Genomic DNA, 20,541 nt, shown 5'->3' on the forward strand with positions numbered 1-20,541 from the left:
TCCTGTGGTCAGGTCTCTTCTCGATTGGGTGTGGTCAGGTGTTCCAGCAAGGTCCGGAAAGCCGGGGTGCCGGGATGGATCCAGTCGAAGTGAGCGGCTCCCGGCTCGAGGCTCTTGCGGACCATCGGGCCCTCAAACTGTTCAAACTGGCCTATCGGCACGATGGGATCCTGGTCACCGTGGAGCAGGGTGACCGGGATGGTAATGTCACTGGCCCGGGGTGTTGCCGCGGCATAGGCGTCCTGCCGGATTGCGGGCATGCCGCCCATAAACTGGGCAGTGGCGCGCTGGCAACTGTTCTCACCGCGTGCGTAGCCTGCGATATCCGTAATCGCCGCGAGGCCGATGGCAGACGCACTGGGCCGCTGCTGCGGGAAAAGGTTCGGCCAGTCTGCGGCGGCGAGCATGGCCAGGTGGCCGCCGGCGGAGTGGCCGACAATCACCAGCCTGTCGGTGTCGAGTCCAAACTGAGCCAGGGCAGGTATTTTTTGCAGGCCGGCACGGATATCGGTGTAGCTTGCGGGCCAGCTGCCTCCCGAGGCTCCTGTACGGCGGTATTCGAGATTCCAGACCGGAAAGCCTTCATGGGCGAGCGCCGTGGCGAGCGCATAGGTGTGGCTTATATCGTAGGCCTCCAGCCAGCATCCGCCATGTACCAGCACTACCGTGGGCTTGTCCGCGCTGGCTCCGGGCTCCGGCAGCCACAGCAGGCCGAACTGGTGCGGGTCCTCGCCATAGGGGATTTTCTGGTCATAGGCGCGATAGGTCAGCGCCGCGGCATCCGTGTAGGCCGGTGCGGCGGAAACCGGCATGTACGGAGCGCCGGAGGGTTCGGGCTCGGCCATACTGGGCAGGGCAACGAGCCAGCCTGCCAGTAGAAGCGGTAGGGATTTCATGGTCAATGATAGGGCTCCGTTTTTGCTGTTATTCACTGCTCGATCTGCGACCTGTTGGCCTCAGAGGCCGCCGCGGGTAAAAGCAGGGTTCGCCACTCATGCTTTTCCCGTGCCGCAACACTTCCGCTACGCCCGGGCTGGCGGCTTGGATCTCTGTCACCCGGGATGCTCTCGCCAATTGTGCTGGCTGGCAAGTCATGTACATCGCCGGGGCGGCTGACATGATCGGTTCCGCTTGGTATTTTCAACGCATGATCAGTGGCTTTTATTGATGAGGCAACCCATGGGCAAAAAGATAGCTGTCGTCACCAATGCTCGGGACTTCGTGGGTCCGCCTGCGGTGCGGGCATTGTTGGACGAGGGCTACCGGGTCGTCGCCCAGGATCCCGGCTTTGAAGACGCGCAAGTAAAACAGGCTTATGCTACGGAACACCCGGGCGCGGAGCCTGTGGCGGTGGCTGATCCGCAGCAGCTCGTGGACGAAGTGTGGGAGCGCCACGGCAGGATAGATACGCTAATCAGCAATGATGCCTTCGCGGCCATTCACACGCCGGTGGAAGCGGCAGATCTAGAGGATCTCTATGCGACCATCGAGCATGTGATGGTGGCCCCATTCAAACTGATGCAGGCGGCCATTCCGCGGTTGAAAGCACAGGGCAGTGGTAACGTCATACTGGTCACTTCCTGTCGGACCGAGTTGCCCCAACCCGGCGGGGCAATGCCGGATATGGCCAGGGCGGGCGCCAATGCGTTGGTGAAGTCGCTGAGCATCGAACTGGCGCCTTTTGGTATCCCGGTCAACGCTATCGCACCCAACTACCTGTACAGTGAGGCCTACTTCCCCAAGGCCAGGTTTATTGAGGACCCGGTTGGGCGCGAGTTTATCCGGGAGGTGGTTCCCGCGGGCAGACTGGGTGAACCCGAAGAGGTGGGTGAGCTGGTACGATACCTGGCTAACATGAAGGGCTCTTTCCATACCGGCACCATTATCAAATTTGCCGGCGGCTGGCCCGCTGCGCCCGAGCGTCCCATTTAAATTCTTCCAAATTGACTGAAGACGGGATAATGACCCGCGTCATTCCAGGTAGCCCAGAAGCGATGAAGAATTTTTTGCTGTTACTGTTCCTTGGTAACCCGTTGGCTGTCGAGGCAATTGCCCCGTTTACCTCGGATGGCTGCAGTGTCTTCCCGGATGGCACCCTAGACCAGCAGGAGCTGTGGCTGAGCTGCTGCACTGCGCATGACCTGGCCTACTGGAAGGGCGGAACCTACGAGGAGCGGCTGCTGGCCGATCAGGCATTGCGCCAGTGCGTGGCCTCTGTGGGGGAGCCGGAGATTGGTGCGCTGATGCTCGCCGGTGTGCGCGTTGGCGGTAGCCCTTTCTTGCCCACGGAATTTCGCTGGGGCTACGGCTGGACCTTCCCCCGCGGCTACCAGGCATTGACCGAGCAGGAACAGCGGCAGATTCAAGCTGTGATGCCACAATAGTCCGGGCCGATATCGGTCTGCTGCGCCCTCTGCTTCCTGCCTCGGGGCGACTTGGTCCGCAGTAATTTACCCCTTCTGAAGGTTCGGCGCCTAACTCTCCTCCGTCATCCAGCTGCTGCACTATCGTAGCCCTTGTCTTTCATTTTTCAGAACCCCCTTGGCGCACACCAGCGCCTACGGGACCGACCAAGACGAGGACAGCGCAGCGTGAATAAAGACGACCGCAAACGCACAACCACTGATGCCGGTATCGCCGTTGCCAGCGATGAGTACTCCCTGACGGTGGGGCCAGAGGGCCCGATCGTGCTGCACGACCACTACCTGATCGAGCAGATGGCCAACTTCAACCGGGAGCGTATCCCCGAGCGCCAGCCCCACGCGAAGGGTTCCGGCGCCTTTGGTCACTTTGAGGTGACTCAGGATGTGAGCGCCTACACCAGGGCAGCGGTGTTCCAGCCCGGTACAAAGACCGATACCCTGATCCGTTTTTCCACCGTGGCCGGAGAGCGGGGTAGCCCGGATACCTGGCGCGATCCGCGGGGTTTTGCCCTCAAGTTCTACACCAGTGAGGGCAACTACGACATGGTGGGGAACAATACGCCGGTATTCTTCCTGCGGGATCCGATGAAGTTCCAGCACTTTATTCGCTCGCAGAAACGTCGCGCTGACAACGGCCTGCGGGATCACGACATGCAGTGGGATTTCTGGACGCTGTCACCGGAGTCGGCGCACCAGGTGACCTGGCTGATGGGTGACCGGGGGATCCCCAAGACTTACCGCCATATGAACGGGTATTCGAGCCACACCTATATGTGGGTCAACAAAGACGGTGAGCGCTTCTGGGTCAAGTACCACTTCAAGACGGACCAGGGTATCGAGTGCCTTACTCAGGAAGAGGCAGACAAACTGGCGGGTGAGGATGCAGATGCCCACCGCCGTGATCTTTTCGATGCCATCGCTCGCGGTGACTATCCCAGCTGGACCCTGAAGGTGCAGATCATGCCGTTCGAAGAGGCGGAGCATTATCGCTTTCACCCCTTTGACCTGACCAAGGTCTGGCCCCATGAGGATTACCCGCTGCAGGAAGTGGGACGCCTGACCCTGGATCGCAACCCGACGGATTTCCACACCGAGATCGAGCAGGCCGCCTTCGAGCCAAACAACACCGTGCCGGGCATCGGCTTCAGTCCAGACAAGATGCTATTGGCGCGGGTGTTTGCTTACGCGGACGCGCACCGGGCTCGGATGGGCGTGAACTACAAGCAGATTCCCGTGAATGCTCCCAGGTGCCCAGTGCACAGTTACAGCAAAGATGGCGCCTTGCGGGTGCAGAATGTCTCTGACCCGGTCTATGCCCCCAACTCCAAGGGCGGGCCTGCTGCGGACCATACGTACACGGAGAAGTGGTCCGGGAGCGGGGAGTTCGTACACGCGCCTTATACCCCGCACAAGGATGACGATGATTTTGTGCAGGCGGGGATATTGGTGCGTGAAGTGATGGACGATGCGGCGCGGGATCGCCTGGTGTCCAACGCGGTGGGGCACCTTAAGGCCGGGGTATCGGACGAGATCCTCGAGCGGGCCTTTGATTACTGGCGTAAGGTCGACAAGGATGTGGGTGAGCGTATCGAGAAGGGGGTGCGGGGCAGCTGACAGGGGATGGCAGGGCGGCGTCCGCCTCTGCACTCGGCCCTGCCAGCCCCGGTGGTCGGTTAGCCTTTGCGCTCGACACCCAGCTCGCCCAGTGTGCGGGCCATGTCCTGCGCGCTGGTGGCGGGCTTGATGTCGCGATCGATCTTGAGGATGCGGCCGTCTTTACCGATGTAAATGGTGATGCGCTTGGCCACATTCATCACCGGCATCAGCACGTCGTAGGCCTTGGCCACTTCACCTTCCGGATCGCTGAGCAGCGGGAAGTCGGCCTTCTGTTCCTCGGCAAATTTCTTGTTGGTCTCCAGTTCATCGGTGCTGGCCATAAAGTAGGCCACGTCATACTCGCGAATCAGGTGGCCATTTTCCGCCAGCGACTTGCACTCGATGGTGCAGCCCTTGGTGAAGGCCTTCGGATACCAGGCGATGACGACCGCCTTGTCGCCCTTGTAGTCAGACAACTTATGGGTCTTGCCATCGGAGCCCTGAAGGCTGAATTCGGGCGCCGGGTCGCCGACTTCCAGCGCGGCCAGTGGCAGGCTGACAAGGGAGGCGAGGAAAAAGCCAAAGAGTTTCTTCATGATTGATCCCATGGTTATTTGTGTTCCTGAATGTGTGTCTGGCATGGTCCGGGCTCACGGCCCACTTGCCTGGCCGGGTGCTGTGGTGCGATGGCGAATATCTGCGCGGGCCGATGCTGGCAGCCACACTGATCTACTTGTTTTACCATTTCCCGACACGACTGTCCCGTATGGCTGATACGCAATATCCGGTGACGCCGGATCAGCGCTATTTTGTTGTCCGCGGCCGGTTGTGGCGCCGTGCCAACCCCGCTTTGAGTGATAAAGAGCACGAGCGACTGGTGCGGGAGTTGATGCGCTGCCGCTCGGCGGTAGGGCGGGCCAAACGCAGCGGTGACAAAGCGGCGGAACAGGCCGCGCGAAAGGGGGTTAACGCGGCCAAGGTCGCCCTCGGCGAACGCGGGCCGGTCTGGTGGGATGACGGTGCGCCGGATTACAACCGTTTTCTGGTGAAAAACACGCCGTACCGGGCATGGTACGATCAGTTGCCGCAGGATAAATCCAAATAGTCTCTCTGTTTTGCCCGGCGCCCCCGCTCACTGGTCCGCTATTTTTTTGTTTCTGTCGTGCGCCAAAGGCGATATAAACCGCTGTTGGGTGTCGCAGCGGCTGCACCGGAACTGGAAAAAGGGTACGCGGATGGAAAAAGCTGAGGACTTTATTGACCTGCTGAAGGTGCTGATCCGCAGCCCCAGTGTGGTGGGTGCGGAGCATTCTTTTTTTCGTGTGCTGCAGCGGGAGCTGGAGGAGCGGGGCGCGCAAGTGACCTGGTACGAGGGAGTACTGGTGGCCCATGGCCAGCGACCCAACTCAGCCATGTTCTCGGCCCATATCGATCGTCACGGCCTGATCTGTACCGGGCCCAATGAATTCCAGTATGCCGCTTTTGTTGCCGGGCGCCGCTCGGACCTGCTGGGCAACTCTGTGTCGGAAAAGCTGATGATGAAGATCGTCGATCGCTTTCACGGCGTGCCGGTGATGGCTTACGAGCCCTGGTCGGGTTCCTATCGCGGTTCGGGTGTGATCGACAAAGCCTATGTGTGCGAGTACCGCAATAACCTGATTTTTGAAGTGGACGGTCTCGCGCACCTGGAGGCGGGTACCCCGGTGGCCTTTACCGACCGCCTGACCATCGAGGAGGGGATACTCAGTGCCCAGCTCGACAACGTACTCACCGCCGCACACCTGGTGCACTTGTTTGCCCTCGGTTTTCAGGGCACGGCGTTTTTTACTGCACAGGAAGAGGCCGGCAGTAGCTGGCGCTACCTGCTGGAGTGGTTCCGTCGCTTCAAGGGCGCAACGGATCAGCTGGTGGTTGTGGATACCAGCCCCTACCCGGACCGGGAGACAGCGGATCGCCAGCAGGTGGTCCTGCGCCGCCGCGACGCCAACGCTGAATTTCACCCCGAGACGACGGCGCGGCTGGAAAGCCTGTGCCGGGAGGAGCGGGTGCGTTTTACTTACAAGGATGCATACATCGACGAACTGAACCAGCGGGCGGTGGCTGCTGGCCAGGAGCCCCAGTCTCTTGGCAGCACGGAGATGGGGCGTATCGCAGCAGCCTCGGGGGGATTTGTGCAGGGGACCACGCTGCAGATTCCCACCACCGGTTATCACACCATGGAGGAGTCGGCGAGCCTGGGAGCCAATACGGGTTTCAGCCGGGTCTTGATGGGCCTTTGCGCCGCGTCGGATGCGCTCTGACCGGGCCCCGGCTCTTTTCAGTAAGGAGCGGGCCGGTCGGACAGTAACAGGCCGGTGTTCTCGTCCAGCTGCAGCCAGCGTTTTTCTCCCTGCCGATAGGCGATGACCTGCCAGCGACCGCGGGCAAAGTGAATATCGGTCACCGGTTTGAAGCCGAGCCGGTGCAACCGATGCCGGATTTCCGCTGGCTGCATCGCGATTTCGGATGGCACACCGCTATCCAGGTCCTCGCTGTCAGGCAGGTTCAGGTTGGGCTGCAGCGGCGGGTCCGGCGGCAAGGGATCTGTCAGCAAATAGATTTTTGGAGTTGGTGGCGTGATCGTTATCGCGCTCAACAACAACAGTGAAGCAAGACTGCTCATACTTTGCTCCGGGTGCGGCGTCAGTCGCTGCAGGATTTTCCCGTCAGCGCGGCTGTTCCGCTGGAAACGTCAGCTCTCGTCCGGTTGCTCAGAGAGGATGTCGCTGGTGTTGGGGTCCACCTTCAGCTTGACGGGCTCGCCCTCCTTGAAAGCTTCGATTTCCCATTGTCCGTTTTCGAGAGAAACCTCCACAATGGGTGTGTAGCCCTGCTGTTCCAGCTTGGTCAGTACGGTGGACAGGGCCATGGCACCGGGCGGGGGCCTTTTTTCGTCGGCGATGGTGATCGGCGAGAGAGCAGCGCCAGCGATGAGTAGCGCCAGTGCGATTGCGGATTTCATGCGGCTCTCCTTAATCGGCTTGTAATTGGGCGATTGGCAATCCAACAACTGAGGGTGACGGGCGGGACCGGCAGCGCCGGCCCCTTGATAGCAGTTACGGTCAAGCTGAGAGATTGCCGCGGCGTTAGGGCACCTGGCTGTCCAGACGCTGCTCCATCATGCTGCACCATTCGGCACTGCCGCCGTCCGGGCCGTGGGCACCGTCGCCTCCGGTGAGGCGATCCATGGCTGTGAACCACTCGTCGCTGCCCACTTCCGGCAGGCCGTCGCTGTACATTTGGGCGACCTTGGCGTCTACGCCGGGCATGGCGACCACTTTCTCGTGTACCCACTCGAACCACTGCGGTGAACAGGTTTCAACCTCGGTAGCGGAGCCAATATCGGAGTCTGTCGTTTGCTCCTGACCGCTTGACGAGTCCTGGCCATAACCGGTGTCGGGCATGGCGTCGTCGGTTGCCTCACCCGGGGCGGTGCGCTCTTCAGCCGGCTCGGTGACCTCGACTTCCTCCTCCATGGTTTCTGTTTCCGTGGGCTCAACGGTGTCTGTTTTCTGGCCACAGCCGATGAGCCACAGCGGCATCAGCAGGGCGAGTAACGATAAGTAGCGGTACATAGGGCACCTCTTGCTTTTGAATGAATGCCTCCCCGGCAAATGACGCCGAGGCGTGATATTTGCCCTTAAGCATAGGAGGGATTTCGCGACTGTGGGGATGATAGGGTCACGCGCTGCAGATGACCCGGGTGGTTGACTTTGTGCGCGATAGAAATGAGAATCCTTCTCAAATTAACCAGGCAATCAGGGATTTTCGATGCTTTCCAGATCTCTTGTTCAAGGCTTTGCCCGTATCGCGGTGGCTGCTGCCACTTTTGGCTTCACCCTCAGCAGTGCGGCTGCGGAGCAGGTGAATATCTATTCTTACCGTCAGCCCTTCCTGATTGAGCCTGTACTCGACGCCTTTACCGAGGAAACCGGCATCGAGACCCGTGTGGTCTATGCCAGCAAGGGGCTGGTCGAGCGCCTTGAGCGCGAGGGCCGCAACAGCCCGGCGGACCTGGTGCTGACCTCCAATACCAGTAACCTGATGCAGCTGGTGGACAAGGGGCTGACCCAGTCTGTCGACAGCAAAGTGCTGGAAGAAAATATTCCCGCCCAGTTTCGCGATGAAGAGGGCCAGTGGTACGGACTGACGACCCGCGCGCGCCTGATCTACGCTTCCAAAGACCGGGTCAAGCCGGGGGAAATTACCAGCTATGAAGAGCTGGCCGACCCCAAGTGGAAGGGGCGTGTCTGCACTCGCAGCGGCAAGCACCCTTACAGCCTGTCCCTGATCGCCTCCATGATCGCCGAGCACGGTGAAGAAAAGACCACGGAGTGGCTGAAAGGCGTCAAGGCCAACCTGGCCCGCAAGCCGCAAGGCAACGACCGCGCTCAGGTGAAGGCGATCAGCGAGGGGGTGTGTGACCTGTCCCTTGGCAACAGTTACTACTTCGGCAAGATGATCACCAATGAAGAGGAGCCGGAGCAGATCGAGTGGGCCAAGTCCGTCAACCTGGTATTCCCGAACCAGGACGACCGCGGCACGCACATGTTTATTTCCGGCGCGGCGGTGACCAAGCACGCCCCCAACCGGGACAATGCCCAGAAGTTGCTGGAGTTCCTCAGCGGTGAGCAGGCGCAGTACCTGTACGCGGAAAAGAACTTTGAATTCCCGGTGCGCCCGGGCGTCGAGCGCTCCGAGCTGATTCAGGAATACATGGGTGAGTTCAAGGAGGACGACCTGAGCCTCACGGAAATCGCCTCTTATGTACCGGCGGCATCGAAGCTGGTGGACGAGGTCGCTTTCGACTTCTGATCCCGTTTATCAGTCATCATAGTTTTCCGCCCGGGGGCGTTGCGCCGCCGCGCGGTAGCTGGGGTCCGACGGCGCGGCGCTGTAAATGGTGCCGCGCCTTCTGTGTTTTATGAGCAAGCAGGAATCTGCCATGGGGTCCACACCCTCCGCTCGCCGCTGGTTCTGGGCGGTACTGGTGATTGCACTGCTGGTGGCGCTACCGGTGTTGTCCGTGTTCGCGCTGGCTTTCTTCCCCGAGGAAAATATCTGGCCGCACCTGTGGGACACGGTCCTGTTCCATTATATTGGTGCCACCCTGACGCTCTCTCTCGGTGTCGCCCTGTGTACGCTGGTGACCGGCGTCGGTGCCGCCTGGCTGGTCAGCATGTGTCGCTTCCCCGGGCGGCGTTTTTTCGAGTGGGGCCTGTTGCTGCCCTTTGCCGTCCCCGCCTACGTGATCGCCTATGTCTACACCGACCTGCTGGAGTATGCGGGCCCGGTGCAGCAGTTCCTGCGTGAGAGTTTTGGCTGGCAGACTTCACGGGATTACTGGTTCCCGGAAATTCGCAGTATGGGCGGGGCCATTGCCATGCTGTCACTGGTGCTCTACCCGTATGTGTACATGCTCGCCCGGGCGGCGTTTCTCGAGCAGTGCGGCAGTATCCGCGCCGCCAGCCGCTCACTGGGCTGCACGCCGTGGCAGAGTTTCCTGCGTGTTTCCCTGCCCATGGCACGCCCGGCGATTGCGGTGGGTCTGTCACTGGTTTTGATGGAAACCCTGAATGATTTCGGCACGGTGGATTTCTTTGCGGTGCGCACGCTGAGTGTGGGTATTTACGATACTTGGCTAAGCCGGGGCAACCTGGGTGGCGCCGCGCAAATTGCCTGCAGTACGCTGGTATTTGTGGTCCTGCTGGTGACGCTGGAGCGGATGGCCCGGCGCCGCCAGCGCCATTTCGTTGCTTCACCGGGCTCGAACCGGCATCGCTACGAGCTGCGGGGCGGCCGGGCTCTGGCCGCGACACTGTTCTGCAGCCTGGTCTTGCTGGGCGGCTTCGGCGTGCCGATGCTGGTGCTGCTGCAGTACGCCCTGGGCAATTTCGCCAGCTACTGGACCGATGACTTTCTCTCCATCGCCCGCAACAGTTTCCTGCTCTCTGCGGTGGCGGCGCTGGCGACGGCACTGTTGGGCCTGCTGCTAGCTTACGGTAAGCGCCTGGCCGCCGGAAAAACCGTGCGTGCACTGGTGGGCTTTTCCAAGCTGGGTTACGCCATGCCCGGTGCGGTGATGGCAATCGGGGTGATTATTCCGCTGGCAGCGTTCGACAATACCCTCGATGATTTTGCCCGGCGTTATCTCGATACCTCCACCGGGCTGCTGCTTTCCGGCAGTGTGTTCGCGATCCTGTTTGCCTACACGGCGCGCTTCCTCGCGGTTTCCACCGGTGCCATTGAGTCGAGCCTGGACAAGGTGACCCCGTCTATGGATCGGGCATCCCGTTCACTGGGCCGCAACAGCTGGCAGACTTTGTGGGCGGTGCACCTGCCGCTGGTACGGGCCGGTATCCTGAGTGGCGCCATCGTGGTGTTCGTCGACTGCATGAAGGAGTTGCCAGCCACTCTGCTGTTGCGGCCTTTCGGCTTCGACACCCTCGCCACTTATGTCTATCAGTTTGCTTCCGACGAAATGCTGGAGCGCTCGGCACTGGGGGCACTGATGATTGTGCTGGTGGGACTGCTGCCGGTCATTCTGTTGAGCCGGGCCATGCGCGGCCCGGAGGATGGGCGGGAAGAAAAGCCGGCGGAAGTGGCTGAGCTGCCGCCGACCGCCGCGATGGGCTGAGCTACATATTCAGCGGGGAAAGGCCAGCGGACTGTCCAGGCGCATGGGAATCTCGCTACCGGGTTCAAAGCGGTATTCGCTGCTGAGTGTCGCCTCGATGGTGCGGCCATTGGGCAGGCGGAAACAGTAGAGGGCACTGTTGCCGAGAAAACTTTTCGATACGACCTGCACGGTGACGGCGTCGTCGTGCTCGCCGGGGACCAGGTCCTCGCTGCGGGCAAAAACTTCCACGGGGCTGCCCACCTCAGAGCCCTGATCACGCACAGCCACCCGGCCCAGGGCGGTTTCCACCCAGCCGTCCCCGATCCATTTCCCACGCAGTAAATTGCCATCCGAGACGATGCGGGCCACGGCGCCGTTGGCGGGGGCGCGATAGAGATTATGGGGAGTATCCCACTGCTGAAGATGCCCGTCGGCGAGCACACCCAGCTTGTCTCCGGCGACGAAGGCCTCGCTGCGGTCGTGGGTCACGATCAGCGCGGCGATGCCCTCCTCGCGCAGGATGTGCCGGACTTCGCTGGCGAGGCTGCGGCGCAGTTCGGTGTCCAGGTTGGAAAAGGGTTCGTCCATCAACAGCAGGCGGGGTTTCGGTGCCAGGGCCCGGGCCAGCGCGACACGTTGCTGCTGGCCGCCGGACAGCTGGTGCGGGTACTGGTCTGCGTGCCGGCTCAGCTGTACCAGTGACAGCAGTTCTTGGACCCGCGAGGCGCGCTCTTCGTGGGGCAGGGCGCGGAGGCCAAAGGCGATGTTCTGCTGCACCGTCAGATGTGGGAAGAGTGCGTAATCCTGGAATACCACGCCAATGTGGCGCTGCTCTGGCGGCACGATTTGGCCGTTGCCGGTGAGCGTTTCGCCACCGAGAGCGATGGCGCCGCGAGCCAGGGGCTGGAAGCCGGCGATGGCGTGCAGCAAAGTCGTCTTGCCACAGCCGCTGGGGCCCAGCAGGCAGGCGATCTCGCCCGGCTGCAGGTCAAAAGAAACCGATTCGAGAATCAGTTTATCGCCGTAACGGCATTCGGCATCGGTGACTTGGAGAAGCGACTGCACGGTGCACCCTGGTAATTGCTGGGGTGGGGATTATCGCTTTTCACGGCGAGCGGGCAAAGGGCTCGGGGGAAAACGCCCGCCCGGGCAATTCCCGGACCGGGGCCCGGGGTGAAACCTCACGCGTTGCCGAGCACTTCCACCATGGCCGTGGTGAGTTGCCGCAGGTCTTCCTCGCTGGTGACATAGGGCGGCATGGCGTATACCAGCTTGCCGAAAGGACGCAGCCAGACACCGCGGTCAATCAGGGCTTCCTGCACCTGCATCATGTCGACCGGTTGCTTCATCTCCACCACGCCGATGGCGCCAAGGGCGCGCACGTCGGCCACGCCCTCTGCGTCCGCCAGTGGCGACAGCTCTTCCCGCAGTTGCTGTTCGATCCGGCTGACCCGTTGCTGCCAGGGGCCCGACAGCAGCAGTTCGATACTGGCGTTGGACACGGCACAGGCCAGCGGGTTGCCCATAAAGGTGGGGCCGTGCATGAACACCCCCGCTTCACCGCGACAGATACCATCGGCGACCTTGTCGGTACACAGGGTCGCCGCCATGGTCATGGTGCCGCCGGTCAGCGCCTTGCCGAGGGTGAGGATATCGGGGCTGATACCGGCGTGCTCACAAGCGAACAGTTTGCCACTGCGGCCGAAGCCGGTGGCAATTTCGTCGGCGATCAGCAGCAGGTCGTATTCGTCGCACAGTGCGCGCACCCGCTGTAAGTACTCCGGGGAATAAAAACGCATTCCGCCGGCGCCCTGAACGATGGGTTCCAGGATCACGGCGGCCAGCTGATCCCGGTTTTCCTCGATCAGCTGGCGCAGTTCGGCCACTTCCTCATCGCTGCAGGGTTCGTGAAATTTCGGTCGTGGCGCCGGCGCAAACAGGTGCTGGGTCAGGTGGCTGGCAAACAGGTGATGCATGCCGGTGACCGGGTCGCAGGTGGCCATGGCCCCGAAGGTGTCGCCATGGTAGCCGTTGCGCAGCGCCAAGATGCGGCTCTTCTGCGGCTGGCCCTGGGACTGCCAGTACTGCAATGCCATCTTGATGGCGACTTCCACCGATACCGAACCGGAATCCGCCAGGAAAACACGCTGCAGCGGAGCCGGGGTAATCTCCACCAGTTTTTTGCTGAGTTCAATGGCCGGCTCGTGGGTGAGGCCGCCGAACATTACATGGGACATCTTCTCCATCTGTTCCTGCGCGGCCCGGTTCAGTTCGGGCACGTTGTAGCCGTGCAGCGCACACCACCAGGAGGACATGCCGTCGATGAGGCCGCGGCCATCCTCGAGGTACAGGCGCACGCCCTCGGCGCGGGCAACGGGGTAGACCGGCGGCGGATTGATCAGTGAGGAGTAGGGATGCCAGATATGCTGGCGGTCGAAATCTAGATCCATAGGTCGGAATACGGTCAAAACGTGTTGTCGTCACCCCGGCGCAGGCCGGGGTCCAGACTTTTACCCCTGGATTCCGGCTCTCGCCGGAATGACGATTGGAATAGTGCTCAGGCCAGCTCGCGCAGGACTTTTAGCGGCGGCTGGCTGACGGAGCTGCGGCAAGCAAGGGTGCCGGCGGTTCCCACCAGCAGTGCGCCCGCAACCGGCCCGGCGATCCACAGCAGTGGGTGCAGGGTAAAGGGCAGCTCGAATACCCGCTGCGCCAACACGGCCAGGGTGGTCTCCGCACCGGCGGCGGCCAGCAGGCCCGCGGCGATACCGAGGAGCCCGAACTCGATCACCAGGCTCTGTAGCAAAAGCCGGCGGCGCCCGCCCAGTGTGCGGATTATCGCCGCCTCCTGCAAACGCTCGGCGATACTGGCGCGCACCCCGGCGATCAGCACCAGCACACCCGCCACCAGCATCAGGGCCATCACCGATTCGATGGCCACCGATACCTGGCTGATGGTGTCGCGGATGCGCTCGATGATTTTGTCCAGCTCGATCACGGTCACACTGGGAAAGGTGCGCACCAGATCATTCACCAGCAGTTTTTCCTCCGGTGCCAGATAGAAGCTGGTGATATAGGTTGCGGGGAAATCTTCCAGGCTGCCGGGGGCGAACAGCATGTAGAAATTGGGCCGCATGCTGTTCCAGTCCAGGGTGCGCAGGCTGGTAATGGTGGATTCCACCTCCAGCCCGCCGATGGAAAACTTCAGCTGGTCGCCGAGCTTCAGGTTCAGCCGTTCCGCCAGTTCTGCTTCCACCGACACGCCGTTGTCGGTATCGACGCTTTCCCACCAGTTCCCGGCGACGATGCGGTTATCCGGGGCCAGGTTCTCTGTCCAGCTCAGGTTGAGTTCCCGGCGCAGGGCACCGGCCTGTTGCTTGCGTTCCTTGGCCGGTACATCGTTGATGGCGATCAGGCGGCCGCGCACCATCGGGTAGAGTTCGGTGGCGGTGATGTTGTTGTCGCTAAGCAGAGACTGCACATCTTTCTTTTCATAGGGGGCGATATTGATCAGGAAGTGGTTAGGGGCGTTGTCCGGCAGCTGCATACGCCACTCGTCGATCAGCGCGGTGCGCGCAAACACCATGGCCAACATGGCCAGCAGGCCGGTACCGAAGGCGGCGATCAGCAGGGTGTTGAAGGCGGCGCGGCGCTGCAGGCTGCCCAGCGCGATACGCCAGCTGCCGCCAAGCTTCGCCAGGCGGCCGCGTACCAGCAGCCGGTTGACCAGCGCACTGCCACCCACCAGCAATGCCATACCGGCAAACAGGGCCAGGGTGATGGGCAGGCTGCCGGACAGCCACCAGATCAGCAGCAGCATGGAGGTGGGGCCGAGCACCAGACCCAGCCACTCGCGTCGGTCCGGGTTGCTCCAGTCCCGGCGCAGTGTCTGCATGGGGTCTGTGCGGGCGAGGCGGAATAGCGGCGGCAGGGCAAAGCCCAGCGCACAGGCGAGGCCGGTGACCAGTCCCACCAGCAGCGGATGCCAGCCGCTGGGCGGCGGGTCGACCGGGAAGAAGTCCGCCATCAGGGTGACCGCCTGGGCCTGGATCAGGGTGCCCAGCAGCAGGCCGACGCCGGTTGCGATCAGTGCGAGTCCGGCCAGCTGTCCCAGATAAATGCCGAGCACCTTGCCGCGGCCGGCGCCGAGACTCTTCATGACCGCCACATAGCTGGTGTGGCGCAGGCTGTAGCGGCGCGCGGCCAGCCCGACGGCAACACTGGCCAGCAATACCGCGAGGCTGCCGGCGAGGAAAAGGAAGCTCTCAGCCCGGTCGAGGGCGGAGGCCACGCGGGGCTGGCCCTCGCGCAGATCGATCACCCGCTGGTGCTCGGTGAGGCGCGGTTCCAGCCATTTGAAATAGCTGTTCAGGGCGGCATCGTCGCCGGCGAACAGGTAGCGGTAGCGGACGCGACTGCCGGGCTGGACGACATTGGTTGCCGCCAGGTCATCCCGGTGCATCATCACCCGGGCGCCCATGGAAAAGAGGTTGTCGCTGCGGTCCGGCTCATGATCGAGCAGGCCGGTGACAGTAAAGTTGGACTCGCCGATCTGCAGGCTGTCGCCGGGGGAGAGCCCCAGCAGGGGAAGCAGGCGGGGTTCCATCCAGACTTCACCCGGAGGCGGTCCCTGCTGTACGACGCGGGATTCGGCGTCTTCGCTGGGGCGCATCTCCAGGTGACCTACCAGTGGGTAGCCGTCGCTGACAGCCTTGATGGCGGCGAACTGGAACTGGTCGCCGGCGGACAGCATGGAGGCGAACTGGACGGTCTGCGCCTGTTCCAGCCCGCGTTCAGCAGCTTCTTCCATCCAGCCCGGTTCGACCGGGCGGCTGCTGCTGACGACCCGTTCGGCGGCGAGAAAGGTCTGCGACTGGATATGCATGGCGCGGGTGAGGCGATCGCTGAAATGGGCGATGGCGGTCACACAGGTCACCGCCAGCACCAGGGCGGTGGCAATCAGGGCCAGCTCGCCGCCGCGCCAGTCGCGAACGAGCAGCTTCAGTGGTAACAGGGGGTTGGCGGACTGCATCAGGCGGACACCTCCGACAGGCTGCCGTTGTCCCGCCCTGCCGCCAGGGCGACCTCACCAGCGGCCATGCGCAGGTGGGCCTGGCAACGCTGGGCCAGCCGCTGCTCATGGGTGACCAGCACCAGGGTGGTGCCGGACTCCGCATTCAACTGGAACAGCAGGTCGATGATCTTCTCGCCGTTGCCGGCATCCAGGCTGCCGGTGGGTTCGTCCGCGAACAGGATGCCGTCGCTGCCGGTGATGCTGCAGAAGGCGCGGGCGATGGCGACGCGCTGCTGCTCACCGCCGGAGAGCTGCCGCGGGTAGTGGTGCAACCGGTGTTCGAGGCCGACCCGCTTGAGGAACTCCTCGGCGCGGCCGGCGGCGTTGCGCTCGCCGCGCAGCTCGCTGGGGAGCATGACATTCTCCAGCGCGGTAAGGCCGGGCAGCAACTGAAAGGTCTGGAACACGAAACCCACATAGCGCGACCGCACGGCGGCCCGCTGTTCCTCGTCCATGGCCGTGATCTCCTCTCCGGCCAGCCAGATGCGCCCCTCGGTGGGTTTGTCGAGGCCCGCCAGCAGGCCCAGCAGGGTGGATTTACCAGAGCCGGAGGCGCCGGTGATTGCCAGGCTTTCGCCGCGGTCCAGTTGCAGGGAGATGTCGTTCAGAAGAGTGAGGGGGCCTTCATTGGTGGTTACCCGGTGGATCAGGTTCTCGGCCCGAAGCATGGCGGTCATCGAAAGTCTTCCTTATTGTCGGCAATTGCGCAAAGCTGTGCGTATACACGGTTATACGCATAAGGCAGTGGAGAGTATGACATGACGACAGATTTTTTCCGGCGGCTGAGCCTTCATCTCGGCCTGTGTTTCCTGCTGCTCGCCCCGCTGACGGCGGCAAGGGCGGGAACGCTGCTGGTACTGGGGGACAGTATCAGTGCGGCCTACGGTCTGGAACAGGCGGACGGTTGGGTGGAGCTGCTGCAGTCCAGGCTGGAGGAGGCAGGTGAGGCGGTGAAGGTGGTCAATGCCAGTGTCAGTGGCGAGACGACTTCCGGTGGTCTGGCCCGCCTGCCCAGGTTGCTGGATGAGCACAAGCCGCGCTGGATGATCCTGGAACTCGGTGGCAATGATGGCCTGCGAGGCTATCCACCGCAGGCGCTGCAGCGCAACCTGCAGCGGATGATTCGCCTGGCCCAGGATGAGGATGTGGAGGTGCTGTTGCTGGGTATGCGTATGCCGCCCAATTACGGGCAGGCGTATACCGAGGCCTTTGCCGGGGTCTATCCGAAGGTGGCCGAGGCGGAGCAGGTGCCGCTGGTGCCGTTCTTCCTCGAGCCTATCGCCCTCAAGGAGGGCGCCATGCAGACCGATGGTATCCATCCGACGGCAGAGGCCCAGCCGGCACTGCTGGACCATGTCTGGCCCTGTGTGCAGCAGTTGCTGGAAGAGGGCGTGAACACTGAGTCGTGTACTCCGTGATCGAAATGCGTACAATCGCGGCCTGATTTCCGGGGCAGAGTCGACCTGATTGGCGGTGCTGCTGGCGGGGCTCGCCGCGGGACACGCTGTGAATGCGTCCATGCACGCTCTACGCGGCCGTCCCTGGCCGCGTAAGGTCCCGCGGCGAGCCACCGCCAGCAGCAGCTGCACATCGACTGTCGACGCCCCGGACCCTGAGGTCTGTATTCAGAGAAGCACCATGTCCGAACTGGAAAATCGCCGCGAGCGGCTGGAATTCAACAAGCTGCAGAAGCGCCTGCGCCGCAATGTGGGCCGCGCCATTGCCGACTTCAACATGATTGAAGAGGGCGACAAGATCATGGTGTGCCTGTCCGGGGGCAAGGACAGCTACGCGATGCTGGATATCCTGCTGAACCTGCAGAAGACGGCTCCGGTCAGCTTCGAACTGGTGGCGGTCAATATGGACCAGAAGCAGCCGGGCTTCCCCGAGCACGTGCTGCCCGAGTACCTGCAGTCCCTGGGTGTGCCCTACCACATCGTGGAGAAAGACACCTATTCGGTGGTGAAGGAAGTGGTGCCTGAGGGCAAGACCACCTGTGGTCTCTGTTCGCGTCTGCGCCGCGGTACCCTCTATGGCTTCGCCGAGGAGATCGGGGCGACCAAGGTGGCACTGGGCCATCACAAGGACGATATCGTCGAGACGCTGTTCCTGAACATGTTTTATGGCGGCCGCCTGAAAGCCATGCCGCCGAAGCTGCGCGCCGACGATGGACGCAATATCGTGATCCGCCCGCTGGCTTACTGCCGCGAGTCAGATCTGGTGAAGTTTGCGGAACACCGGAATTTCCCGATCATCCCGTGCAACCTGTGCGGGAGTCAGGAGAACCTGCAGCGGCAGGCGATCAAGAAGATGCTGCAGGATTGGGATCGCCAGTTCCCCGGGCGCAGCGAGAATATTTTTGCGGCGCTTACAAGAGTATCCCCGTCACAGTTGGCGGACGGGGATCTGTATGATTTCGTGAACCTGGAGTTGGACCGGGCTAAACCAGCGACTGCTGCGCGGGACGACCACGCCATCGAGCGTCAGGTGAACTCCTGGGTGCCGGACGCCGAGGAGGGGGAGGAGGCTCCCCTGTATATCGAGGCGCTGAATCTGTAGGGTCGGCACCGCTCACCAGTTGGGCGTAACTCTGCTCGAAGTCCCGCTGCGATGCTGCGGGCCCGTGGTGGAAGTGCTGATGCCACAGCCTGGCCATGGTCGGCACGTCATCTGCGGCCACCTTGTCGGCCTCGGCCGCGCGATAGATGAGCCAGGCGATGGCTGTCGCGTAGCGCAGGTTGGTGGTCAACTCGCTGTGGGGGTGATCCAGGAAGTCCCGCTGGCTCGCCAGCCCGCGCACCTTGGAGGCCAGCGCCGGGTGTGAGATCAGATACTGATCCCAGATCTCGCGGTGCGTGTGCGGTTGAATCTGATAGATGCCGAGTCCGTGGCGCCGCCCTTGCTTGAGATGGAAGCCGAGCTGCGATTCCTGCGCGGCAGTGCCCAGCAGCAGGTTTTCCATTCCCGCAGACCAGGCTCTCAGATGCTTTAGGGTCGGACGAATGACCAGCAGTCTTAACTCGTCCAGACAGATGCCCATAGTGTTGTCTTGTTTTCCGTTTCTCTACCCAATATTTAGTTTGCGGATTGAGCTGGCGCCAGCGAATGGGTAGATTTACGCGCAATAAACACAAAAATTAACTGCAGGGCCCATTCACATGGCCATCCGCGCAAGGGCTCGCTCACCGGGTCCGGCCGGGCCTGCATTGCTGAAAGGGAGTTTCCATGTCTGGACAGTGGCTCGTCGCGCTCACCTTCATTGCCTACCTGGCGTTGATCCTGCTCATCGGTGTCTACGCCTATCTGCGCACCAAGAACGCCAGTGACTATTTCCTCGGTGGTCGTTCGCTGCCGCCGGCGGTGGCGGCCTTGAGTGCCGGCGCATCGGACATGAGTGGCTGGCTGTTGCTGGGCTTGCCGGGCGCTGCCTATGCCAGCGGTCTTTCCTCCGGCTGGATTGCTATCGGCCTGTTCAGCGGCATTGTGCTGAGCTGGACGGTGATGGCGCGGCGTCTGCGGATTTATACCTACGAGCTGGATGACGCACTGACGGTACCCGCCTATCTGCACCGTCGCTTCAATATGGGACACCCCTACCTGCGCACCTTGTGTGCCTTCTTCATCCTGCTGTTCTTCCTGTTTTATGTGGCCTCAGGCCTGATTGCCGGGGGCAAGTTGTTTGAGACCGTGTTTGGCTGGGATTATCGCTGGGCAGTGGTGATCGGTGCTGCGGCGGTGATTTCCTACACCCTGTTTGGTGGCTTTCTGGCAGTTTCCTGGACGGATGTATTCCAGGGGCTGTTGATGAGCCTGGCACTGGTGATCGTGCCGGTGATCGTGATCATGGACCAGGGCGGCTTTTCCGCCAGCTGGGGCAAGCTGCAACAGCAGGTGCCGGAGTTGATGCACTGGATGCAGGACAGCAGCGGCCAGACGCTCGGGATCGTGGCCATTCTGAGTTCCCTGGCCTGGGGGCTCGGTTATTTCGGCCAGCCCCATATTCTCGCCCGCTTCCAGGCGGTGCGCAGTGCAGACGATGTGCCGGTGGCGGCATCGGTGGCCGCCATCTGGTCGCTGGCGGGGTTCCTGGGTGCCATGGCGGTGGGCCTGTTCGGGCACCTGGAGCTGACCCAGGTGCTGGCGGACGGTGAGCGTGTGTTCATGGCGCTGGTGGAGGCCCTGTTCCATCCGGTGGTGGCCGGCGTCCTGCTGGCGGCGATCCTGTCGGCCATCATGAGCACGGCGGACTCCCAGCTTCTGGTTTCCTCTGCTGCACTGGCGGAAGACATCTACCACGTGTGGTTCGGCCGCAGCACCAGTCCCGAGGCCATGGTGAAGGTGGGGCGCTGGGCGGTGGTTGCGCTGTCTCTGATCGCCGTCTGGGTGGCCATGGAACCGGACTCCAAGGTGCTGGATGTGGTGGCGTATGCCTGGGCCGGACTCGGTGCCGCCTTTGGCCCGGTGACACTGATCAGCCTGTTCTGGTCGCGCATGACCGGTGCCGGTGCGATTGCCGGTGTGCTGGTGGGTGGCGTGACGGTGTTGGTGTGGAAGCAGCTCTCCGGCGGCATATTCGATATCTATGAGCTGCTGCCGGGTTTTGTCCTCTCTGCAGCTGCTATCGTGATAGTTAGTGCAGTGACGAAGTGTCCTGCCGAGGTGGAGCAGCGGCACCGTACAATTGTCGGCTGAGCTGCACCGCTTGTTCGCGGCTGTGCGGGAAGTATCGCCGCAAACCGGGCTGACGCTTGTCGGCCGGCGGTTTCCTCGACGGCGCACCGTGTCTGTCG

20 protein-coding genes are annotated in these 20,541 nt (G+C 62.3%); 10 read left to right on the forward strand and 10 right to left on the reverse strand.

Annotated elements, in window-relative coordinates; translation table 11 throughout:
* Positions 1 to 8 precede the first annotated feature (8 nt).
* Positions 9 to 896: an alpha/beta hydrolase family protein gene (locus AWR36_RS13655; RefSeq protein ID WP_067085979.1), complete on the reverse strand. Its 888-nt coding sequence runs from the start codon at positions 894 to 896 to the stop codon at positions 9 to 11.
* Positions 897 to 1,179: 283 nt separating this feature from the next.
* On the opposite strand from AWR36_RS13655, the gene AWR36_RS13660 reads away from it, so the two are divergent.
* The 3 genes from AWR36_RS13660 (at position 1,180) to AWR36_RS13670 (ending at position 4,037) form a co-directional block, all read left to right on the forward strand.
* Positions 1,180 to 1,932: an SDR family oxidoreductase gene (locus AWR36_RS13660; protein WP_067085983.1), complete on the forward strand. Its 753-nt coding sequence runs from the start codon at positions 1,180 to 1,182 to the stop codon at positions 1,930 to 1,932.
* Positions 1,933 to 1,994: 62 nt separating this feature from the next.
* The gene (locus tag AWR36_RS13665) at positions 1,995 to 2,384 is read left to right on the forward strand and encodes a hypothetical protein (RefSeq protein WP_067085986.1); all 390 of its coding nucleotides are present in this window, start codon (positions 1,995 to 1,997) and stop codon (positions 2,382 to 2,384) included.
* A 207-nt stretch (positions 2,385 to 2,591) separates the two neighbouring features.
* Entirely contained in the window at positions 2,592 to 4,037 is a 1,446-nt protein-coding gene (locus AWR36_RS13670; protein WP_067085988.1) for a catalase, read from the forward strand.
* A gap of 59 nt (positions 4,038 to 4,096) precedes the next feature.
* On the opposite strand, the gene AWR36_RS13675 is transcribed toward AWR36_RS13670, so the two are convergent.
* The gene (locus AWR36_RS13675) at positions 4,097 to 4,615 is read right to left on the reverse strand and encodes a peroxiredoxin (protein ID WP_067085992.1); all 519 of its coding nucleotides are present in this window, start codon (positions 4,613 to 4,615) and stop codon (positions 4,097 to 4,099) included.
* A gap of 2 nt (positions 4,616 to 4,617) precedes the next feature.
* Here AWR36_RS13675 and AWR36_RS13680 point away from each other — a divergent pair, with 2 nt between their 5' ends.
* Both AWR36_RS13680 and AWR36_RS13685 read left to right on the forward strand, forming a co-directional pair.
* Entirely contained in the window at positions 4,618 to 5,124 is a 507-nt protein-coding gene (locus AWR36_RS13680; protein ID WP_197409280.1) for a hypothetical protein, read from the forward strand.
* A 130-nt stretch (positions 5,125 to 5,254) separates the two neighbouring features.
* A complete protein-coding gene (locus AWR36_RS13685; RefSeq protein WP_067085995.1) occupies positions 5,255 to 6,319 on the forward strand; it encodes a peptidase M42 in 1,065 nt (354 codons plus the stop codon).
* 17 nt (positions 6,320 to 6,336) lie between these two features.
* Here AWR36_RS13685 and AWR36_RS13690 read toward each other — a convergent pair whose 3' ends face one another.
* From AWR36_RS13690 to AWR36_RS13700, 3 genes are all read right to left on the reverse strand, one after another.
* On the reverse strand, positions 6,337 to 6,681 hold the full coding sequence (locus AWR36_RS13690) for a hypothetical protein (RefSeq protein WP_141398540.1): 345 nt from the start codon (positions 6,679 to 6,681) through the stop codon (positions 6,337 to 6,339).
* A 69-nt stretch (positions 6,682 to 6,750) separates the two neighbouring features.
* Positions 6,751 to 7,020 (reverse strand): PepSY domain-containing protein, encoded by a 270-nt coding sequence (locus tag AWR36_RS13695; protein WP_067086003.1) that lies wholly within the window; start codon positions 7,018 to 7,020, stop codon positions 6,751 to 6,753.
* Positions 7,021 to 7,144: 124 nt separating this feature from the next.
* Positions 7,145 to 7,633, reverse strand: a complete 489-nt coding sequence (locus tag AWR36_RS13700) for a hypothetical protein (protein ID WP_067086008.1) — start codon at positions 7,631 to 7,633, stop codon at positions 7,145 to 7,147.
* A gap of 196 nt (positions 7,634 to 7,829) precedes the next feature.
* Here AWR36_RS13700 and AWR36_RS13705 point away from each other — a divergent pair, with 196 nt between their 5' ends.
* Positions 7,830 to 8,873 (forward strand): Fe(3+) ABC transporter substrate-binding protein, encoded by a 1,044-nt coding sequence (locus tag AWR36_RS13705; protein ID WP_082679612.1) that lies wholly within the window; start codon positions 7,830 to 7,832, stop codon positions 8,871 to 8,873.
* Between the two features lie 130 nt (positions 8,874 to 9,003).
* The gene (locus AWR36_RS13710) at positions 9,004 to 10,695 is read left to right on the forward strand and encodes an ABC transporter permease (RefSeq protein WP_197409281.1); all 1,692 of its coding nucleotides are present in this window, start codon (positions 9,004 to 9,006) and stop codon (positions 10,693 to 10,695) included.
* A gap of 9 nt (positions 10,696 to 10,704) precedes the next feature.
* Here AWR36_RS13710 and AWR36_RS13715 read toward each other — a convergent pair whose 3' ends face one another.
* From AWR36_RS13715 to AWR36_RS13730, 4 genes are all read right to left on the reverse strand, one after another.
* Positions 10,705 to 11,742, reverse strand: coding sequence for an ABC transporter ATP-binding protein (locus AWR36_RS13715; protein ID WP_067086012.1), 1,038 nt, complete (start codon positions 11,740 to 11,742; stop codon positions 10,705 to 10,707).
* Positions 11,743 to 11,858: 116 nt separating this feature from the next.
* Positions 11,859 to 13,127 (reverse strand): adenosylmethionine--8-amino-7-oxononanoate transaminase, encoded by a 1,269-nt coding sequence (gene bioA / locus AWR36_RS13720; protein ID WP_067086016.1) that lies wholly within the window; start codon positions 13,125 to 13,127, stop codon positions 11,859 to 11,861.
* Positions 13,128 to 13,234: 107 nt separating this feature from the next.
* Complete coding sequence (locus tag AWR36_RS13725) at positions 13,235 to 15,709, reverse strand: ABC transporter permease (RefSeq protein ID WP_231745341.1); 2,475 nt, start codon at positions 15,707 to 15,709, stop codon at positions 13,235 to 13,237.
* Complete coding sequence (locus AWR36_RS13730) at positions 15,709 to 16,428, reverse strand: ABC transporter ATP-binding protein (protein WP_067086019.1); 720 nt, start codon at positions 16,426 to 16,428, stop codon at positions 15,709 to 15,711. The genes AWR36_RS13725 and AWR36_RS13730 overlap by 1 nt, the downstream gene beginning before the upstream one ends.
* An 81-nt stretch (positions 16,429 to 16,509) precedes the next feature.
* On the opposite strand from AWR36_RS13730, the gene AWR36_RS13735 reads away from it, so the two are divergent.
* Together AWR36_RS13735 and ttcA are read left to right on the forward strand one after the other, a co-directional pair.
* Positions 16,510 to 17,169, forward strand: a complete 660-nt coding sequence (locus tag AWR36_RS13735; protein WP_082679613.1) for an arylesterase — start codon at positions 16,510 to 16,512, stop codon at positions 17,167 to 17,169.
* Positions 17,170 to 17,389: 220 nt separating this feature from the next.
* Positions 17,390 to 18,310 (forward strand): tRNA 2-thiocytidine(32) synthetase TtcA, encoded by a 921-nt coding sequence (gene ttcA, locus AWR36_RS13740; protein WP_067086024.1) that lies wholly within the window; start codon positions 17,390 to 17,392, stop codon positions 18,308 to 18,310.
* Here the strand turns inward: ttcA and AWR36_RS13745 are convergent.
* Positions 18,192 to 18,791 (reverse strand): hypothetical protein, encoded by a 600-nt coding sequence (locus tag AWR36_RS13745; RefSeq protein ID WP_176491146.1) that lies wholly within the window; start codon positions 18,789 to 18,791, stop codon positions 18,192 to 18,194. The two genes, ttcA and AWR36_RS13745, sit on opposite strands and share 119 nt — an antisense overlap.
* Positions 18,792 to 18,976: 185 nt before the next feature.
* On the opposite strand from AWR36_RS13745, the gene putP reads away from it, so the two are divergent.
* Positions 18,977 to 20,443 (forward strand): sodium/proline symporter PutP, encoded by a 1,467-nt coding sequence (gene putP / locus AWR36_RS13750; protein WP_067086027.1) that lies wholly within the window; start codon positions 18,977 to 18,979, stop codon positions 20,441 to 20,443.
* Positions 20,444 to 20,541 lie beyond the last annotated feature (98 nt).

The organism is Microbulbifer flavimaris, from assembly GCF_001641755.2.
Lineage (GTDB): Bacteria > Pseudomonadota > Gammaproteobacteria > Pseudomonadales > Cellvibrionaceae > Microbulbifer > Microbulbifer flavimaris.

Coding starts and splice junctions, on each gene's coding strand:
- AWR36_RS13685 (WP_067085995.1), top strand. CDS start 5,255: ATGGAAAAAGCTGAGGACTTTATTGACCTGCTGAAGGTGCTGATCCGC.
- AWR36_RS13745 (WP_176491146.1), bottom strand. CDS start 18,791: ATGGGCATCTGTCTGGACGAGTTAAGACTGCTGGTCATTCGTCCGACC.
- AWR36_RS13700 (WP_067086008.1), bottom strand. CDS start 7,633: ATGTACCGCTACTTATCGTTACTCGCCCTGCTGATGCCGCTGTGGCTC.
- putP (WP_067086027.1), top strand. CDS start 18,977: ATGTCTGGACAGTGGCTCGTCGCGCTCACCTTCATTGCCTACCTGGCG.
- ttcA (WP_067086024.1), top strand. CDS start 17,390: ATGTCCGAACTGGAAAATCGCCGCGAGCGGCTGGAATTCAACAAGCTG.
- AWR36_RS13675 (WP_067085992.1), bottom strand. CDS start 4,615: ATGAAGAAACTCTTTGGCTTTTTCCTCGCCTCCCTTGTCAGCCTGCCA.
- AWR36_RS13725 (WP_231745341.1), bottom strand. CDS start 15,709: ATGCAGTCCGCCAACCCCCTGTTACCACTGAAGCTGCTCGTTCGCGAC.
- AWR36_RS13695 (WP_067086003.1), bottom strand. CDS start 7,020: ATGAAATCCGCAATCGCACTGGCGCTACTCATCGCTGGCGCTGCTCTC.
- AWR36_RS13730 (WP_067086019.1), bottom strand. CDS start 16,428: ATGACCGCCATGCTTCGGGCCGAGAACCTGATCCACCGGGTAACCACC.
- AWR36_RS13665 (WP_067085986.1), top strand. CDS start 1,995: ATGAAGAATTTTTTGCTGTTACTGTTCCTTGGTAACCCGTTGGCTGTC.
- AWR36_RS13705 (WP_082679612.1), top strand. CDS start 7,830: ATGCTTTCCAGATCTCTTGTTCAAGGCTTTGCCCGTATCGCGGTGGCT.
- AWR36_RS13710 (WP_197409281.1), top strand. CDS start 9,004: ATGGGGTCCACACCCTCCGCTCGCCGCTGGTTCTGGGCGGTACTGGTG.
- AWR36_RS13690 (WP_141398540.1), bottom strand. CDS start 6,681: ATGAGCAGTCTTGCTTCACTGTTGTTGTTGAGCGCGATAACGATCACG.
- bioA (WP_067086016.1), bottom strand. CDS start 13,127: ATGGATCTAGATTTCGACCGCCAGCATATCTGGCATCCCTACTCCTCA.
- AWR36_RS13655 (WP_067085979.1), bottom strand. CDS start 896: ATGAAATCCCTACCGCTTCTACTGGCAGGCTGGCTCGTTGCCCTGCCC.
- AWR36_RS13735 (WP_082679613.1), top strand. CDS start 16,510: ATGACGACAGATTTTTTCCGGCGGCTGAGCCTTCATCTCGGCCTGTGT.
- AWR36_RS13660 (WP_067085983.1), top strand. CDS start 1,180: ATGGGCAAAAAGATAGCTGTCGTCACCAATGCTCGGGACTTCGTGGGT.